This window comes from Aquibium pacificum, from assembly GCF_040839445.1.
GTDB lineage: Bacteria > Pseudomonadota > Alphaproteobacteria > Rhizobiales > Rhizobiaceae > Aquibium > Aquibium pacificus.
This window is the reverse complement of record NZ_JBDPGJ010000001.1, coordinates 504,359-522,120: the sequence shown is the minus strand read 5'-3', so window position 1 is coordinate 522,120 and position 17,762 is coordinate 504,359. Positions and strand designations below refer to the sequence as shown.

Here is a 17,762-nt window from a genome sequence, read left to right as displayed (position 1 = left end):
CCTGACAGCGTTAGTTTAGAAATGTTCTAAATAACTGAATTTGCTAGACTTATGTTGACCGACCGACAGCTTTGCACCAAAAGGTGCCTCTGTTCGGGATGAGATGGCGCTCTTCCAGTCCCGGGATTCGAACAACGTGAGGAGACCACCCATGCCCTTCAGCAATTCGCGCGCAAGGGGCGCGCGCCTGGCCGCGATCGCCCTTTCGGCATCCTTTGCCTTTTCGACCGCCCCGGCGCTGGCCGAGGGCGTGGTGAACATCTATTCCTATCGCCAACCTGACCTGATCAAGCCCGTCCTTGACGCCTTCACGGCCGAAACCGGCATCGAGACCGAGGTGCTGTTCCTCGACAAGGGTCTCGAGGAGCGCATCGCGGCCGAGGGACAGAACTCGCCCGCCGACGTCATCCTGACGGTCGACATCTCGCGGCTGACGGCCGCCGAGGAAAAAGGTGTCACCCAGCCGGTCGACGATCCGGCCATCAACGCGACGATCCCGGCGGAGTACCGCGATCCCGAGGGCCACTGGTTCGGCGTCACCCGCCGTGGCCGCGTCATCTACGCTTCGAAGGACCGCGTCTCCGACACGAACATCTCCTATGCCGATCTCGCCGATCCGAAATGGGCGGGCAAGATCTGCATCCGTTCGGGCCAGCATGACTACAACCTGGCCCTGTTCTCGGCCCTGATGGCTCACTGGGGCGAGGAAGAGACCGAGCAGTGGATGAAGGGCTTCAAGGCCAATCTGGCGCGCAAGCCCGAGGGCAACGATCGTGGACAGGCAAAGAGCATCATGGCCGGCGAATGCGATCTGGCGCTCGGCAATACGTATTATGTCGGTCTCATGATGACCAACGAGAAGGAGCCCGAGCAGAAGGACTGGGCGAACGCGATCCACGTCATCTTCCCCTCGATCGACGACGCGGGCACGCATGTGAACATCTCAGGCATGGCGATGGCCAGGCATGCGCCCAACCGCGAGAATGCGCTCAAGCTCATGGAATTCCTCGCCAGCGAGGAGGCGCAGAGGATCTATGCCGCCGAAGTGTTCGAGTACCCGGTCAAGGACGGCGTCGAGGCTTCCGACATCGTGAAGAGCTTCGGCACGCTCGACGCGGACAAGCTGCCGCTGTCAAAGATCGCCGATCACCGCAAGGCGGCTTCCGAGATGGTCGACCGCGTCGGCCTGGACGATGGTCCCGCGAGTTGACGCGACGCGATTGACGGGGATCGGGCCGGATCGCTGATCCGGCCCTTTTCTGTTTGACAGCAGCGCTTGAACCGGTCGCAGTATCCAGCCCATGCCGAAGATGAACGCAAGGAGCGCCTCCGCGAAGGCGATCAGATCCCCCAGGGCGAGACACGAGCGTCATCCGGTGGCTCTGGCATCCGCGGCCTTCATCGCCGCGATCGTTCTCGTTCCTATCGCGTCGATCGTCGCGATTGCCGTTTCAGGCACGGGAGCCGACTGGCCGCATCTGGCCCGCAACGTCCTGCCGCGGTCCACCGCGACCACGCTTTGGCTTCTTGCGATGGTCTCGGCCGGAACGGCTTCGATCGGCGTGACCTGCGCATGGCTCGTCGTCGCCTTCGACTTCCCGTTCAGGCGCCTTCTCGCCTGGGCTCTGGTCCTGCCCCTGGCGGTGCCGACCTACCTGGCGGCCTACGCCTTCGGAGAGTTCTTCCACTTTACCGGGCCCGTCCAGACGGCCCTGCGCCATGTCTTTGGCTTCCAGACCGTCAGGGATTACTGGTTTCCCGACATCCGCACCACCGAAGGTGCCGCGATCGTGCTTTCGTCGGTGCTGTATCCTTATGTCTACCTGACGACGCGGGTGGTCTTCATCATGCAGGGCCGCAACATCGCCGACGTGGCGCGCACCCTCGGAGCGCGGCCGTCGAAGGTGTTTTTCCGCATCCTGCTTCCGGTGGCTCGCCCGGCCGTGGTCGCCGGCGTCGCCCTGGTCCTCATGGAGACGGTCAACGACATCGGAGCGGTCGAGTATCTCGGCGTCAGGACGCTCACCTTCTCCGTCTATTCGACCTGGCTCAACCGCGGCAGCCTCGAAGGCGCCGCCCAGATCGCGATGGTGATGCTGGTCCTGGTGCTGGCGATCCTGCAGGCGGAACGATGGGCCCGGCGGCGCCAGCGCTTTCACGGCGCAAGGGCGACGCATATGCGCGTCAGGCCGCCAAGGGTGATCCTCACCGGCTGGCGGCGATGGCTGGCGGCCTGCGCGGTGCTGATGCCGGTCCTGGCGGGGTTCGGCATTCCACTCCTGGTCTTCGGGGACTACGCAAGCCGGCGGCTGGAACAGCTCGGCGAGCCCGCATTGCAATCCGCCTTCGTCAACAGCGTCGTGACAGCCGGGGCCACCGCATTGGTAACGGTTTTCGCAGCGATGCTGATGATCAACGCGGCGCGGCTATCACGCTCCAGCGCGGTTGGCAGCATGGCGCGACTGGCATCGAGCGGATATGCTTTGCCGGGCACCATTCTGGGGCTCGGACTTCTCTTCACATTGACGCGGCTCGACAACGCGATCGACGGGTTTCTGCGGCTCAACGTCGGGATTTCGAGTGGGCTCCTCTTCACGGGCTCCGCGGCGGCGGTGGTGCTCGCCTGCTCCATTCGCTTCCTCGCTCTCGCCGAAGGCGCGATCCGCTCGGGAATGGAGAAGCTGCCGCCGCATCTCGATGAAGCTGCCAGAAGCCTCGGACGTTCTCCACTTGCGAGCGCCCGCGAAATCCTCCTGCCGCTGCTGCGTCCCGCCATACTGACGTCGGCGGTTTTGGTGTTCGTCGATACCGTCAAGGAGCTCTCGGCGACGATCCTGCTCCGCCCCTTCGGCTTCTCCACGCTCGCCACGCATGTCTACGAGAACGCATCCCGCGGGGTGATCGAGGACGGAGCGGTCGCCGCCCTCCTCATCATCGTCACCGCGCTCGTCCCGGTGATCCTGCTCTCGGGAGCCCTGATGCGCGATTCCGAAGTGTCGCACAGCTAAAAAAAGAGGCGCCCGCAAGGGCGCCTCAGGATCAAGAATTGCTGTCACAACGAGGACTTGAGCGAAACGACGAACCCGCGGGGGGCGTGGGATTTCTCCCTCAAGTTACGCATGAATATCAGCGCTATCCCTTAACAAAACCTTACCAAGTTAAGAACAGGTTTACGCGAGTGTCCCAGACGTCGAACTTAGGTAAATTTCGCATTTGCAGATCGTTAACCACGCGTCTTCAGGTCTTGAGTGACGGTACGTCCCTGAACAGATCGAGGGCCTCGGGATTTGCCAGCGCCTCCTTGTTCTTGACCGCGCGGCCGTGCACCACGTCGCGCACCGCAAGTTCCGTGATCTTGCCGGATTTGGTGCGCGGGATGTCGCTGACCGCGACGATCTTCGCAGGAACGTGGCGGGGACTTGCGCCCGTCCGGATCTTCGACCTGATCCGCTTCTCGAGGTCCGCGTCGAGATCGAGCCCGGGCGCAAGCCGCACGAACAGGACCACACGCACGTCGTCCTCCCAGTCCTGCCCGATACAGATGGCCTCTACGACCTCCTCCATCTGCTCGACCTGGTTGTAGATCTCTGCCGTGCCGATACGCACCCCGCCGGGGTTCAGCGTGGCGTCGGACCGGCCGTAGATAATGAAGCCGTCATGTTCGGTCAGTTCGGCATAGTCGCCATGGCACCACACGTTTTCGAAACGGTCGAAATAGGCGGAATGGTACTTCGCCCCGTCGGGATCGTTCCAGAACATCACCGGCATCGACGGAAAGGGTCTGGTGCAGACGAGTTCGCCCTTTTCCTGCTTTACCGGCTTGCCGTCGTCGTTCCAGACCTCGACGGCCATGCCGAGACCCGCGCCCTGAATCTCTCCGCTCCAGACCGGCCGTGTCGGAATGCCAAGCACGAAGCAGGAAACGATGTCGGTGCCGCCGGAGATGGAGGCAAGATGCACGTCCTTCTTGATGCCCGAATAGACGAACTCGAACCCCTCGGGCGAAAGCGGCGACCCGGTCGACGAGATCACCCGCACGGACGACAGGTCGTGCGACTTGATCGGCTCGAGACCGGATTTACGGACCGCGTCGATGAACTTCGCCGACGTGCCGAAATAGGTCATCTTCTCGGCCTGGGCAAAATCGAAGACCACGTTGCCGTCGGGATGGAAGGGCGAACCGTCGTAGAGCAGCAAGGTCGCGCCCGAGGCGAGCCCCGATACCAGCCAGTTCCACATCATCCAACCGCAGGTCGTGAAATAGAAGAAGCGGTCGCCCTCCTGGATGCCGGCGTGCAGCCGTTGCTCCTTCACATGCTGGAGCAGCGTTCCGCCGGCAGAATGGACGATACATTTCGGAATGCCGGTCGTGCCCGACGAGAACAGGATGTAGAGCGGATGCGCGAACGGCAGGCGTTCGAAGACGGGTTCTCGTGCCTCATGGCGGGAAATGGCCGTCGCGAAGGTTTCGGCGCCGCGGACCCCGCCGCCGACCTCTGCGGCTTCCCCCAGATAGTCCACAACCAGCGTCTTGCGCACGGTCGGAAGCCTGTCGACGACTTTGGCGACCTTCTCGCCGATCTCGATCCGCTTTCCCCCATACCAGTAGCCGTCGACGGTCACGAAGATCACCGGCTCGATCTGGCCGAACCTGTCGAGGACGCCTTGCTCACCGAAATCAGGAGAACAGGAGGACCAGACCGCCCCGAGGGATGCGGCGGCCAGCATGGCCGCGATCGTCTCGGGCATGTTGGGCATCATGGCGGCGACACGGTCTCCGGCTTTCAAACCTTCGTCGAGAAAGACCTGCTGCAATTGCGAGACCATCGCCCGCAGACCGTCCCAGGAGACGCGCCGTTCCACCTTGTCTTCACCCCGGAAGACGAGCGCATCCGAAGGGCCCTTCCTGCATAGGAGGTTCTCTGCGAAGTTCAGCCGCGCGTCCGGAAAGAAGGATGCGCCGGGCATGCGATCCCCGTCCTCGATGATTCTTACGCCCGGTTCACCGACGATGCCGCAGTATTGCCATACCAGTTTCCAAAAAGCCTCACGGTCTGTTACAGACCAGTCATGAAGTTGTTCATATGTCGCGATCGGGCGCGCGGTCCGCTTGGATGCCTCATGCATGAATGTCATCATGGGCGAGCGTTGGACTTCATCGAGGGAGGGTGACCAGAGCGGTTCGGTCCGGGGCATTGAGGTTCTCCAGATAGGCCGGGCGGTTATGCATAGTGCGCCCCGGCAGGGCAAGACGGCGTCGGTAGGAATGACTGCCATCACCGGGCCGCAAATGGCTGGGATGCGGGTCCGCCACTAGCCGGAAAGCATGCCATCGGCGAAAGGTCGCCGCGTGCGCGTAAGTAGTTCTTGACGAGGCAGCATGCCATCCAGGACGGCACGACGAACCATTTGGATCATCGCGGGTGTCGCGATTCTGCTTTTCGCGATGGTCTCTGCGATCCCCTTCGTCGCGTCCACGCAGATCGTGCGAAACCGCATCTCGCACGAGCTGAGCGAGTGGAGCGGCTATCGGGTCGTCCTTCGCGGCGCGCCGCGCATCCAAGTCTGGCCTGCGTTCGAGGCCCACCTGCAGGATGTCGCCTTTCTCGAATGGGGCGCGACCGATGCGCCTCCGATCCTTCAGGCGGACCGCATCGAGATCGACCTGTCGGCGATAGCCGCGCTGCGCGGAGACATCGCCTTCTCCGACATCTCCGTGCTTCGTCCCGTGCTCCGCGTCAGATCTTCGCCCGATGGCATGATGCTGCCCGCTGCGCCCGGCGGCAGCAGGATGGTGCGCGCGATCGACACGGCGCGGGCCCTGGTGGACGCCAATCCGGCGCAGCCGGACGTGTCGCTGATGCCGTCCGACACGTTCGGCACGATCGAGTTCGCGGATGGCCGCGTGTTGCTCGTCGAAGCGGGGGAAGAGCGCGAGATCATCTCCAGCATCACCGGCCGCGCCGCATGGCCGGCGCTCAACCGGTCGGGCACCCTGGTGGCCAATGCGGTCTGGCGTGGCGAACCCCTGACGGTCGACATCTCCGCGCAGCAGCCGCTGGCGCTCTTCGGCGGCGGCAATTCGCGCATAACGGCCTCGCTGACGTCGGCGCCGCTGACCGGCAGCTTCGAAGGCCTGACGACCCTTTCGAAGAGCGGCTTCGTCGATGGAACGGTGAAGCTCACCTCCCCTTCCCTGCGCCGGGCTCTCGAATGGTCAAAAACCGACATTCAGCCCGGAGCGGCGGTGGGGTCGGCTTCGATCTCCGGCCGCCTCATCGGTGATTCGCTGCGGATGAAGATCGAGGACGCGCAGTTGGCGTTCGGCGGCCATCCCGGCAACGGCCTCCTGGAGTTCTCGCTGGCGAACGGCATACCCGCCGTTTCCGGAACACTCGCGTTCCAGTCCTTCGATGCCTATTCGTTCATCTCCGCGTTCACACGCCTCCCGGGAGACGGTGCGCGATGGTCCGATGAAATGGACGTGGCATTCACGCGGCAGGTAAACCTCGATCTGCGCCTCTCGGCGGCGAGCGCCGTCGTCGGTCCCCTGACGATGACGGACGTCGCGGCGACCGCCCAGGTCAAGGACGGACTTGCCGCCTTCGACATATCCGATGCGACGGTGTTTGGCGGCACGCTCCAGACCGGCTTTCGAGTGGACACGCGGTCCGATCACAACGGCACGGAACTCAGGATGCTGGCGAGCGACATCGACATGCAGGGCGCGGCCGGCGCGATGGGCTCGAAGCTTCCGATGCCGAAGGGCAAGGGCACCCTCTCGATCGCGCTCAAGGGCCCGAAGTCCCGATGGGATCAGCTCGCCCAAACCCTCAGCGGGACGATTTCGCTGAAGTTCGGTCCCGGCAGCCTCCAGGGTCTCGATCTCGCAGCTTTCGTCGCGCGTGCCGAAAAGGGCGGCTTCTTCGCGCTCAACGAGGTTCCAACCGGCGTCATACCATTCGAATCGGCAGAGTTCCGCGCCGCGGTGTCGGAGGGCATGGCCCGCCTCGAACTTGCCAAGGCGACACTGCCGGAAAAGACCGTCTCGTTTACCGGCATCATACCTTATGTCGGGCACGGGCTGGCACTCTCGGGCCTGATCTCGTCCAGGGAATCCGCCGCCCCCAAGCAGGCACCGGCTTCCTTTTTCGTCGGCGGTTCCTGGGACGCACCCTTCGTTTCGCCCATCATGCGGACCATGCCGATCGAATGAACGTCGGGCCGCAGGTTTGAGCAATTTTTCAGAACCCGCGAATCGCTATAGGCTTCCGCTACCATCGGCGCGATCGAACGATCGCTCCACGCGCGAGGCAACGGAACCCGTACGTGGATTTGTCTCAAAGGGGCGAGTTTGCTGCGTCTGGCTTCGGCAACGTTGAAGATAATCTTCGTGTCGCTGATTACCGGCGCGGGGTTGTCGGCGCTGGACGTTACCGCGGCGGACATTCTGATGGAGATCGGCATGACACCGGAGAACGTGCTCGAACTCCTCGAACGCGGTGTCTCGTGGGCAGTGCCGAACATCGTCCTTGGTTCGATGGTGATCGTGCCCGTCTGGCTCGTCATCTTTCTGCTCAGACCGCCACGGGGCTGAGAAGCGCGATCAGTTCCGCTGCGCCGCCTGTTCGTCGCGCTGACGCTGAACCTCCCGGCTCTTGTTGACGACCGATGCGATCAGCACGCCCGCGGCGACGACAGCGATCAGGAGCGTGCACGCGGCATTGATTTCGGGCGTCACGCCGAGCCGCACCTGGCTGTAGATCTTCATCGGCAGCGTCGTCGCCCCCGGTCCGGAGGTGAAGCTCGCGATCACCAGGTCGTCGAGCGAAAGCGTGAAGGCCAGCATCCAGCCGGAAATGATTGCCGGCAGGATCACCGGCAGCGTGATCGCGAAAAACGTCCGCACCGGTGGCGCACCGAGGTCCATTGCCGCTTCCTCCAGCGACCGGTCGAAGGTAATCAGGCGCGACTGGACCACCACCGCGACGAAGCACATCGAGAACGTGATGTGCGCCAGCGTGACGGTGAGGAAGCCCCGGTCGAGCCCGATCGCGACGAAGAGCAGCAGCAGCGACAGACCGGTGATGACCTCAGGCATGACCAGCGGCGCGAACACCATGCCCGAGAAAAGGACGCGGCCGCGGAAGCGCGTGTAGCGAGTGAGCGCGAGTGCTGCGAGCGTGCCGAGCACCGTGGCGAAGCTCGCCGAGATGAAGCCGACGCGGGCCGTCACCCAGGCCGCGTCGATCAGGCCCTGGTTGCGAAAGAGTTCGCCGTACCATTTCGTCGAGAAGCCGGCCCAGACCGTGACGAGCTTCGACTCGTTGAAGGAGAAGATGATCAGGAGGACGATCGGCAGATACAGGAAGGCGAAGCCGAGCACGACCGAGGCGATGTTGAAGCGGGACCAGGTGGTGTTCATCGCGCTGCCCTCACCGGCTCTTTTCCTGCGCGCGCGCCTGCGACTGCTGGAACAGCATGATCGGCACGACGAGCAGAAGAAGCAGGATGACGGCCACGGCCGAGGAGACCGGCCAGTCGCGGTTGTTGAAGAACTCGTTCCACAGCGTCTTGCCAATCATCAGCGTCTGCGAGCCGCCGAGCAGGTCGGGTATGACGAACTCGCCCATCGCCGGGATGAAGACCAGCATCGCGCCGGCAACGACGCCAGGCAGCGCGAGCGGGAAGGTGATCTTCCAGAAAGCCGAGATCGGCGGGCAACCGAGATCCTGCGCCGCCTCGACCAGCGTATAGTCCATCTTCTCCAGCGCCGAATAGAGCGGCAGCACCATAAAGGGCAGATATGAATAGACGATCCCGATGTAGATCGCCGTGTGCGTATTGAGGATTTGCAGCGGTTGGTCGATGACGCCGGTCCATATCAGGAACTGGTTGAGCAGGCCCTCCGGCTTCAGGATGCCGATCCAGGCGTAGACGCGGATCAGGAAGCTCGTCCAGAACGGCAGGATCACCAGCATCAGCAGCGTCGGGCGCAACGCGGTCGGTGCGCGCGCCATGCCGTAGGCAATGGGGAAACCGACGGCCAGCGTGATCACGGTGGAGACGGCCGCGATCACGATGCTGGAGATATATGCGTTGAAATAGAGAGCGTCCTCGGTCAGCCAAATGTAGTTGTCCAGCGTGAGTTCGCGCAGGTTGCCGAAGAAGCCCGAGATGCCGTCCTCCAACCCGAAGACCGGCATATAGGGCGGCATGGCGATCGCCGTCGTCGACAGGGAGATCTTGAAGACGATGAGGAAGGGAACGAGGAAGAAGACGAGCAGCCAGAGATAGGGGACAAGGATGACGAGGCGGTTGCCGATCGCCCGGCCGAGCCCACCCTCGGCCGGAGCCGCCGCGCTGTAAGTCCCGATCCCGTCCGACGCGGTCGTCTGTGCCATAGCCCTACCTCGTCAGGACGATGCCGGCATCCGGCGCGAAGGAAATCCACGCGCGGTCGTTCCAGGTCAGCTGATCGTCGGTGAGCCGGGCGCTGTTGAGCGCGCTCGCCTTGACGACCTGCCCGTCGGCCAGACGCACGTGATAGACCGTCATGTCGCCGAGATAGGCGAGGTCGAAGATTTCGCCCTCCATCACGTTGGGCGTGCCCTCGGCCGGCCGGCGCGGCGAGACCCTGATCTTCTCGGGCCGGATGGCGAATGCGATTTCGCCGCTGCCGACATGGTCGGGCGCATTCTCCACCAGGATCTGCGCGCCGCTCGCCCCGGTGATCCGCAGGTTCGAACCCTCGCGCGCCGCCACGCTGCCCTCGAGCAGGTTTACGGTGCCGACGAAGCTGGCCACGAAGCGCGAGGCCGGCGCTTCGTAGACCTCGGCGGGCGTCGCCACCTGCATCACCTCGCCCTTGTCGAGGATGGCGATGCGGTCGGCCATGGTCATCGCCTCCTCCTGGTCGTGCGTCACGACGACGAAGGTGAGGCCGAGATTCTGCTGCAGGTCCATCAGCTCGAACTGCGTCTCCTCGCGCAGCTTCTTGTCCAGCGCGCCGAGCGGCTCGTCGAGCAGGAGCACCTTCGGCCGCTTTGCGACGGAGCGGGCAAGCGCGACCCGCTGGCGCTGCCCGCCCGAAAGCTGGTGCGGTTTGCGCCTGGCGAACTGCTCGAGCTTGACCAGCTTCAGCATCTCGGCAACCCGCTCGGCGATCTGCGCCTTCGGCATGCCGTCCTGCTTGAGCCCGAAGGCGATGTTCTGCTCCACGCTCATGTGCGGGAAGAGCGCGTAGGACTGGAACATCATGTTGACCGGCCGCCGATAGGGCGGGATGCCGCGCAGGTCCTGCCCGTCGAGCAGGATGCGCCCGGAGGTCGGCTCCTCGAAGCCGGCGAGCATCCTGAGCAGCGTGGACTTGCCGCAGCCGGACGCGCCGAGGAGGGCGAAGAACTCGCGCTCGTAGATGTCGAGCGAGAGGTTGTTGACGGCGGTGAAGTCGCCGAACCGCTTGGTGATGTTCTCGAAGGAAATGTAGGGCCTGGCGGCCGGATCGGCCCACGGCGCGAAGCTTCTGCGAATGCTGCCGAGCGATTTCATGGGTTCCCCCGGTTGCACGCTTGCCCCAAAAGCGAAGCCCCCGGCGCTTGCGCCAGGGGCAGGTTGGGAAGGTCCTACTGGCCGGTGACGACCCTCGTCCAGATCCGTGTCACCAGGCGCTGCGTTTTCGCGTCCAGCGGGACGGTGGTGAAGAGGTTGTTCAGCGTCTCCTCGTCCGGATAGACGGCCGGATCGCCGATCACCTCTTCGTCCAGAAGTTCCTGCGAGGCCTTGTTGCCGTTGGCGTAGTAGACATAGTTGGACGCCTTGGCGATCACGTCCGGGCGCATGATGTAGTTCAGGAACTCGTGCGCTTCGGCGACGTGCGGCGCATCGGCAGGAATGGCCATCTGGTCGAACCACATCTGGGCGCCTTCCTTCGGGATCGAGTAGTCTATGGCCACGCCCTGATCGGCCTCGGCGGCGCGGTCCCGTGCCTGGAACATGTCACCCGACCATCCGACGGCCAGGCAGATGTCGCCGTTGGCGAGCGCGTTGATGTATTCGGACGAATGGAACTTGCGGATGGAGGGCCGGATGCTCAAGAGCAGTTCCTCCGCCTTCGCGAGTTCGTCCGGATCGGTCGAATTCGGGTCGAGGCCGAGATATTTGAGCGCGGCCGGGATCATCTCGGCCGGTGCGTCGAGCATGTAGACGCCGCAGTCGGCGAGCTTGGCCAGCTTCTCAGGATCGAAGACCACGTCCCAGCTGTCGATCTTCTCGATGCCGAGCGCATCCTGCACCTTGTTGACATTGTAGCCGATGCCGGTGGTGCCCCACATGTAGTTGATCGAATAATCGTTCGCCGGATCGTACTTCTCGGTGCGGCTGGCGATCACATCCCACATGTTCGACAGGTTCGGAAGCTTGGACTTGTCGAGCTTCTGGAAGACGCCGGCCTGGATCTGGCGGGCGAGGAAAGTTCCGGTGGGCACCACGACGTCGTAGCCGGTGCCGCCGGCGAGCAGCTTGGTCTCGAGGATCTCGTTGGAATCGAAGACGTCGTAGACGACCTTGATGCCGGTCTCCTTGGTAAAGTCCTCTAGGATGGAGTCGTCGATGTAGTCCGACCAGTTGTAGACGTTGACGACCCGGTCCTGCGCCTGCCCCCCACTGGTGAGCGCGACGAGCGCCGTCGCAGCCAGCAGATAGCCCCAGCTCTTCATGATGTCGTTCTCCTCTGTTGTCCCTCCCGGCTCGCCTAGCAGAGTCCCTTCGGCCGGGTATGATGCGAAAGCCTATTGGCGTTTTTGCAATGCGACAAGCGGCAATTTCGAAGCGGGTCGCTCAAAGGTAGGTCGAGCGCTCGAGCGGCGTTATCTCGCTCCAGAACGCCATGATTTCCGCGCGCTTGAGGTCGCGATAGACTTTCGCGAGAAGCGGTCCGAGGGCGCGGTCCACGAAGCTGCTCTTGGCCGCAAGCTGAAGCGCATCGTCCATGTCGTCGGGCAGCGAAAGCCCGTCCTCGTCGTAGGCGTTTCCCTCCACGGGCGGCGGCGGCGTAAGCCCGCCCTCGATGCCCTCCACCATGCCCTGGATGAGCGCCGCCATCACGAGATAGGGATTGGCGTCGGCCCCGGCGATCCGGTGCTCGACGCGGCGGTTGGAATCGTTGGAAACCGGGATGCGCAGCGCCACCGATCGGTTGTTCTCGGCCCATACCGCGCGTGTCGGAGCATAGGATCCCGGCGTGATACGTCGGAAGCCGTTCCAGGTGTTGATGAACAGGAGCAGCGATTCCGGCATCGTCAGGAGCAGGCCCGCAACCGCCGACTCCAATGTCTTGCGGCCATTGGGACCGGCAAAGATGTTCTTGCCGTCGGTTCCGAGAATAGAGGCGTGCACGTGCATGCCATTGCCCGCATACTCCAGGAACGGCTTTGCCATGAAGGTCGCCTGGAGGCCGTGCGCGCGGGCACAGCCGATCACGATGCGCCTCAGCATGATGACGTCGTCGGCCGCGCGGAGCGGATCGCCGCGATGCTTCAGGTTGACCTCGAACTGGCCGGGCGCGGCTTCCTTGATGATGGTGTCGATAGGCAGGCTCTGCTCGTCGGCGGCGTCGCGGATCATGTCGAAGAGTTCGGCATGCTCGGCCAGATCGTCCATGCCGTACATGCGCAGCCGGTCCGGGCCGGCGACCGCCCCCACGGGACCCGGCATACCGTCGTCCCAGTCGATCTCGGGATCGAGCAGGTAGAACTCGAGTTCGAAGGCAACGACGGGGAAGAAGCCCTTCGCATTCGCCTCCGCGACCCTCTTCTTCAGCACCTGCCGGGGGTCGGCCATGTAGGGCTCGCCCTCAGGCGTGAACGTCTGGAGCAGGACTTGCGCCGTCTTCCGCTTCGCCCATGGAACGATGGACAGCGAACCGCGCGTGGCGCGGCAGTAGCCGTCCTTGTCGCCGGTCTCGATGTGGAGCCCGGTCTCAGTGACTTCCCGTCCCCACACGTCCAGTCCGTGTAGCGACATCGGAAAGTTGACGCCGTCCTGGAACGCCTTCTTCAGCGCGTCGCCGGGCGCCCATTTTCCGCGGATAATACCGTTGGGATCGACGAGCAGGAACTCCACGGCCTCGATGTCGGGGTGCTTTTCCACGAAGGCGCGATACTCCGCCGCGTGGCCGGGTGAAATGAAAGGGGAGCTTTCGGCGTCTTCGGGGGAAGCATTCCCGTCGTCAAGGGCAGAAGCCGCGGCGCGGGTATCGGGGAGCGATTTTGTACCGGCGAGCACGGCACCGGGATCCGAGAAGGGCAAGATGAGCCTGTGTCTTTGTTTCAGATGGCCTAAGCTGCGCTTCCCGTCACGAGATTGTCAATCCTTGGGTCCCCGTCCGCCTCGTCAGTTCGGCGCTGGCATGCCGGTGACGCCCGGCTTGGCCGGTCGGCTCTGCCGGCGGAACTCCATGCCGATGTGGACGAGGAGTGCCGCGAAAACCACGCTGCCGCCCAGGATGGTGCGGGACGACGGGAGTTCGCCGTGGATGAGCCAGACCCACACCGGTCCAAGCAGGGTCTCGAAGGTGCCGAGCAGCGCCGCGTAGGCCGCCGGGATCAGCCTCGCGCCGGTCGCGAACAGCGCCAGCCCCAGCCCGAGGTTCAGCGCCCCGAAGGCGAAGAGGAACCCCATGTCCGAACCCGATACTGCGAGCGACCCCGCCTGGGTGAAGGCGAAGACCGCCGCGATGACCGTTCCGAGGCAGGTCGCGGGCGTCATGCGGACATGGGCGAAGCGGCGGGTAATTACCGTTGCAATGGAGAAGACCACGGCGATCAGCACCGCGAGACCGTCACCGATGGGGGAGACGTCTCCGTCGAGCGAATCCGAGACCATGATCGCTACGCCGATGATGACGGCTGCGATGGCCGCCCATGTCGAACGGGAGACGCGTTCGCCGAAGAGCAGGAAGGCGAGCAGCGCGGCGAGCAGCGGCACGCCGGCCTGCATGAGCAGGATGTTTGCAACCGTGGTATGCGACAGCGCGACCACGAACGCGGTCGACGCCGCCGCAAAACACAGGGCGACCGCAAGCCCCGGCACCCCCATCGACCGGAACAGCCCCGCCATGCCGCGCCCGCCGTCGCGCAGGAGCATGAAGCCGATGAGGAACGCGGCGGCCCAGGCCGACCGCCAGAATACGGTCGTCCAGGCGTCCGCGTTCTCGACGAACCGTCCGATGGCGCCGCCGAAACTCCAGGTCAAAGCTGAGAGGAAGACCAGAAGGAAACCGACGCGCTCCTCGCGCGGCGACGGTGTCGACAAAGTGGAAGCGGGTTGCGCGGAAGCCATTGGAACACCGGACCGAGGAGCATATCGCGGAAGCATGATCGCCAGGCGGCGGCTAGCGCCAGCGACGGTTCGAACGTAAGCCAGAGGGGATCGATTTCGTAGCAGACTTCGCAGCGGAATCAGCGCAGGATTTCGAAGCCGGCCGGAACCTCGCCACCTCCCTCTTCCTCGACCGTCACATCATCGACCCGGGCGCCCGGCGGTCCATGGCGCAGTCGGTCGAGCATCTGATGTACGACGTCTTGCGCCCCATGCAGCAGCGCCCGCACGGAACCGTCCTCCTCGTTGCGCACCCAGCCGGTCAACCCGAGTCCCAGCGCCTCCCGGCGTGTCCACCAGCGGAAGCTCACGCCCTGCACGCGGCCCGTGACGCGCACTCTTACGGTCTTGGTATCAGACATCGCTCTACTCCTCGATTTCGAAGCTGTGGTCCTGTGGCGGTCGAGGCAAGCCCCCTGTAAGAAGGCGGATCGAACGAAGACGGAGGAATGCGATGAAGGCGGCGTGGTACGAGACGAATGGCGAGGCGCGCGACGTGCTCGTGGTGGGCGAAGTCGAGACGCCGAAGCCTGGTCCGGGCGAGGTCCGCGTCAAGCTGAAGACGTCGGGCGCGAACCCTTCCGATGTAAAGAGCCGCCGCGGCCGGCCGCTGATCGCGCCACGCATCATCCCACACTCCGATGGCGCCGGCGTGATCGACCTCGTCGGCGAAGGGGTTGCCGAAAGCCGCGTCGGCGAGCGCGTCTGGATCTGGAACGGCCAGTGGAAGCGGGCTTTCGGCACGGCGGCCGAATACATCGTGGTGCCCGGCGTGCAGGCGGTGAAGCTTCCCGACAATACGAGCTTCGACGCCGGCGCCTGCTTCGGCATACCGGCACTGACAGCCGTGCATGGCGTGACGCTGGCGGGAGCCGCCCCTGGCAAGACGATCCTCGTCACCGGTGGCGCGGCGGCGGTCGGCCACTACGCCACACAGATGGCCGTCCAGCGAGGCGCGCGCGTGATCGTCACCGCCTCGAAGGAACGGGCGGATCATGCCCGCTCGGCCGACGCGGCCGAGATCATCGACTACAAGAACGAGGACGTCGCCGCGCGCGTGAAGGAACTGACCGGCGGCAAGGGCGCGGACGCCATCCTCGACATGGACCTCTCCTCCACCGCGCCGCTCCTGCCGAAGGGCGTACTGGCCCAGTACGGCAAGCTGGTCTGCTACGGATCGAACGTTCCGGCCGACATTCCGGTCTCTTTCACCGCCGGCCTTTGGGGCAGCCTGACGATCCAGTTCTACCTGGTCTATGAACTCAGACAGGAGGAGCGCAGCGCAGCCGTCACCGAACTAACCTGGATGCTGGAGGCCGGAACGCTGAAGCACACGATCGGCGCGCGCTTTCCGCTCGACGACATCGCCGCCGCGCAGGAGGCGGTCGAGGGCGGCAAGGTGATCGGGAACGTCGTGGTGGAGATGTAGGCACAGATCCTGGCGGCTCTGAGGCGCGCGCCGGCGCTACGACCACTGGAACGGAAGCGGCGCCTCGCGAAAGGCGAAACGGTCGAGATGACTCTGCACGACACCCTCGATGCGATCGCGAATCTCCTCGTTGGTCGCTTCGACAGTCACCGACAGCCCCTGCTCGCTCGCGGACATGGAAACCACCGCATCCTGGAAGCGAACGGTCCCGGCCCGCTCGTCGAACGCCACGTCGAGCTTGTGGCTCCAGTGCTTGCATAGCTGTTGCAGGTAGCGGGATGCGTTGGCGGTCGGAACGTGGGCGGTGGCTGTCGACATGCGGCGCTTCCGATGCATTCAGTTGATATTGTTGACTACACAAGTCATAATATCACGCTACGACAACTGGGCAACCGCGCCGACTTCTTGATGCTCTTCACCTGAAATCGAAGGCACTCAGCCCCGTCACCATCTCGTCCAGCCCGAGCGGCCGCGTGACCGGCGGCTCGGCGCGGGCGAGGCAGCCGGAGCGTTCGCACAGGCGGCAGGCGGGGCCGATCGGTATGGCCGGCACATGGCCCGGCTTGTCGCCGCGCGAGGGCGAGGCGCTCGCCAGGGCGGCCGAATAGACGATTTCGTCCCTGAAGCCGATGTCGCACCCGAGCAGGATCGCGGTGCGGCGGGGCCGCTCCGAGAAGGCACCCTGCGGCCCTTCCAGCGTGCGCGCGATGGTCAGGAATTCCGCCCCGTCCGGCATCTCCACCGCCTCGACCAGGATCTGGCCCGGCTGGGTGAAGGCGGCATGCACGGCGAGCTTCGGGCATCCTCCCCCAAATCGGCTCTGCGGAAAGCCCTGAGCGCCCGCCCGGCGGAAGCGATTGCCCGCATTGTCGACTTCCAGCATGAAGAAGGGAACGCCCGCGGAACCGGGCTTCTGAAGCGTGGTGAGCCGGTTGGCCGCCTGCTCGAACGAAACGCCGAACCGCGAGCGAAGCACGTCGATGTCGTAGCGCGAGCGCTGCGCTGCGGCGAGGAACGCCTGGTACGGCATCATCAGCGCGTGCGCCGCATAGCGTCCGATCTCGAACCGCGCCAGCCGGCGGGCCTCGTCGGAAGAGAGTTTCAGCGCCTGTATCTCGCCCGCGACCGCGACGTTCATCCGCAGCAGGCAGGCCTCCATGGCAATCTCTCGCAACTGGTCGAAGGGCGACAGGCGCTCCGATATGAACAGCCGCTGGGAATGCCGGTCGTAGCGCCGCCGCCAGTTCGGCATGGTGGCGACAGGCAGCACGCGCACCACGATGCCGTGTTCGCGCTTGAGCCAGGCCTTGAGCGCGACGATCAGGTCTTCGGCCGGTTCGAACAGCGCATGGAACGCCGAGACCTCTTCCTCGATCCCTGGAAAATGGTTGGCGCGCCGTTCGAAAGTTTCCCTCACCTCGTCGATCGGCAGGCGGGCGCCCGACAGCGCCGTCGCGCGCCCCTCCCGCGCGAGCAGTTCGGTGAGGTCGGAGAGCCTCTCGGCTTGTTCCCGGTATGCGCGGAAGAGCTTCACCATGGCCGCCGAGGCGTTCGGGGCCGCCTCCGCGATCTCGATGAGTTCCTGGTCGCCGGGCAGTTCTCCCGCCAGCAGCGGATCGGCGAACACCTCCTTCAGCGTCGCGATCGAGCCGCCCGATTGCGCCTGCAACTCCTCGGGATCGATCTTGTAGACCGACGCGAGCTTCAGGATCAGTTGGACGGTGAGAGGCCGCTGGTTGCGCTCGATCAGGTTGAGGTAGGAGGGGGAGATCCCGAGACCTTCCGCCATCGCAGTCTGGGTGAGGCCCTTCGAGTTGCGCACGCGCCGAATCCGCGGCCCGGCGAAAATCTTCTGCTCGGCCATTTCGCTTGCCTTTACGAAACTTTACAAAATTGCACCTTTGACATTCTTGACAAATTTACAAAAGCCAATTGTCAAACACAAGACATCTTC

The 17,762-nt window shown here is 64.3% G+C and carries 15 protein-coding genes; 5 read left to right on the top strand and 10 right to left on the bottom strand.

Annotated elements, in window-relative coordinates:
- The first annotated feature begins 151 nt into the window (after positions 1-151).
- Both ABGN05_RS02555 and ABGN05_RS02550 read left to right on the top strand, forming a co-directional pair.
- On the top strand, positions 152-1,210 hold the full coding sequence (locus tag ABGN05_RS02555; protein WP_367952423.1) for a Fe(3+) ABC transporter substrate-binding protein: 1,059 nt from the start codon (positions 152-154) through the stop codon (positions 1,208-1,210).
- Between the two features lie 100 nt (positions 1,211-1,310).
- The gene (locus ABGN05_RS02550; protein ID WP_373695890.1) at positions 1,311-3,008 is read left to right on the top strand and encodes an ABC transporter permease; all 1,698 of its coding nucleotides are present in this window, start codon (positions 1,311-1,313) and stop codon (positions 3,006-3,008) included.
- Positions 3,009-3,237: 229 nt separating this feature from the next.
- Here the strand turns inward: ABGN05_RS02550 and ABGN05_RS02545 are convergent, their stop codons facing one another.
- The gene (locus ABGN05_RS02545; RefSeq protein WP_367952421.1) at positions 3,238-5,196 is read right to left on the bottom strand and encodes an acetoacetate--CoA ligase; all 1,959 of its coding nucleotides are present in this window, start codon (positions 5,194-5,196) and stop codon (positions 3,238-3,240) included.
- 184 nt (positions 5,197-5,380) lie between these two features.
- Between ABGN05_RS02545 and ABGN05_RS02540 the strand changes: the two genes are divergently transcribed.
- Together ABGN05_RS02540 and ABGN05_RS02535 are read left to right on the top strand one after the other, a co-directional pair.
- Positions 5,381-7,216, top strand: a complete 1,836-nt coding sequence (locus ABGN05_RS02540; protein WP_367952420.1) for an AsmA family protein — start codon at positions 5,381-5,383, stop codon at positions 7,214-7,216.
- Between the two features lie 177 nt (positions 7,217-7,393).
- Positions 7,394-7,597 carry a DUF6460 domain-containing protein gene (locus tag ABGN05_RS02535; RefSeq protein ID WP_367952419.1) on the top strand — a complete coding sequence of 68 codons (204 nt, stop codon included), beginning with the start codon at positions 7,394-7,396 and terminating at the stop codon, positions 7,595-7,597.
- 9 nt (positions 7,598-7,606) lie between these two features.
- On the opposite strand, the gene ABGN05_RS02530 is transcribed toward ABGN05_RS02535, so the two are convergent.
- From ABGN05_RS02530 to ABGN05_RS02500, 7 genes are all read right to left on the bottom strand, one after another.
- The gene (locus ABGN05_RS02530; protein ID WP_367952418.1) at positions 7,607-8,425 is read right to left on the bottom strand and encodes an ABC transporter permease subunit; all 819 of its coding nucleotides are present in this window, start codon (positions 8,423-8,425) and stop codon (positions 7,607-7,609) included.
- Between the two features lie 10 nt (positions 8,426-8,435).
- Positions 8,436-9,404: an ABC transporter permease subunit gene (locus ABGN05_RS02525; RefSeq protein WP_367952417.1), complete on the bottom strand. Its 969-nt coding sequence runs from the start codon at positions 9,402-9,404 to the stop codon at positions 8,436-8,438.
- A gap of 4 nt (positions 9,405-9,408) precedes the next feature.
- Positions 9,409-10,551: an ABC transporter ATP-binding protein gene (locus ABGN05_RS02520; protein ID WP_367952416.1), complete on the bottom strand. Its 1,143-nt coding sequence runs from the start codon at positions 10,549-10,551 to the stop codon at positions 9,409-9,411.
- A gap of 74 nt (positions 10,552-10,625) precedes the next feature.
- Complete coding sequence (locus ABGN05_RS02515) at positions 10,626-11,717, bottom strand: polyamine ABC transporter substrate-binding protein (RefSeq protein ID WP_367952415.1); 1,092 nt, start codon at positions 11,715-11,717, stop codon at positions 10,626-10,628.
- Positions 11,718-11,838: 121 nt separating this feature from the next.
- The gene (locus ABGN05_RS02510) at positions 11,839-13,284 is read right to left on the bottom strand and encodes a glutamine synthetase family protein (RefSeq protein ID WP_367952414.1); all 1,446 of its coding nucleotides are present in this window, start codon (positions 13,282-13,284) and stop codon (positions 11,839-11,841) included.
- 108 nt (positions 13,285-13,392) lie between these two features.
- Positions 13,393-14,340: a DMT family transporter gene (locus ABGN05_RS02505; protein ID WP_367952413.1), complete on the bottom strand. Its 948-nt coding sequence runs from the start codon at positions 14,338-14,340 to the stop codon at positions 13,393-13,395.
- Between the two features lie 119 nt (positions 14,341-14,459).
- Positions 14,460-14,741 (bottom strand): acylphosphatase, encoded by a 282-nt coding sequence (locus ABGN05_RS02500; RefSeq protein ID WP_367952412.1) that lies wholly within the window; start codon positions 14,739-14,741, stop codon positions 14,460-14,462.
- A 92-nt stretch (positions 14,742-14,833) separates the two neighbouring features.
- On the opposite strand from ABGN05_RS02500, the gene ABGN05_RS02495 reads away from it, so the two are divergent.
- On the top strand, positions 14,834-15,808 hold the full coding sequence (locus ABGN05_RS02495) for an NADPH:quinone reductase (protein WP_367952411.1): 975 nt from the start codon (positions 14,834-14,836) through the stop codon (positions 15,806-15,808).
- 36 nt (positions 15,809-15,844) lie between these two features.
- Here the strand turns inward: ABGN05_RS02495 and ABGN05_RS02490 are convergent, their stop codons facing one another.
- Together ABGN05_RS02490 and ABGN05_RS02485 are read right to left on the bottom strand one after the other, a co-directional pair.
- Positions 15,845-16,126, bottom strand: a complete 282-nt coding sequence (locus ABGN05_RS02490; protein WP_367952410.1) for a DUF2218 domain-containing protein — start codon at positions 16,124-16,126, stop codon at positions 15,845-15,847.
- A gap of 97 nt (positions 16,127-16,223) precedes the next feature.
- Complete coding sequence (locus ABGN05_RS02485; RefSeq protein ID WP_367952409.1) at positions 16,224-17,672, bottom strand: helix-turn-helix domain-containing protein; 1,449 nt, start codon at positions 17,670-17,672, stop codon at positions 16,224-16,226.
- Between the last annotated feature and the right edge of the window lie 90 nt (positions 17,673-17,762).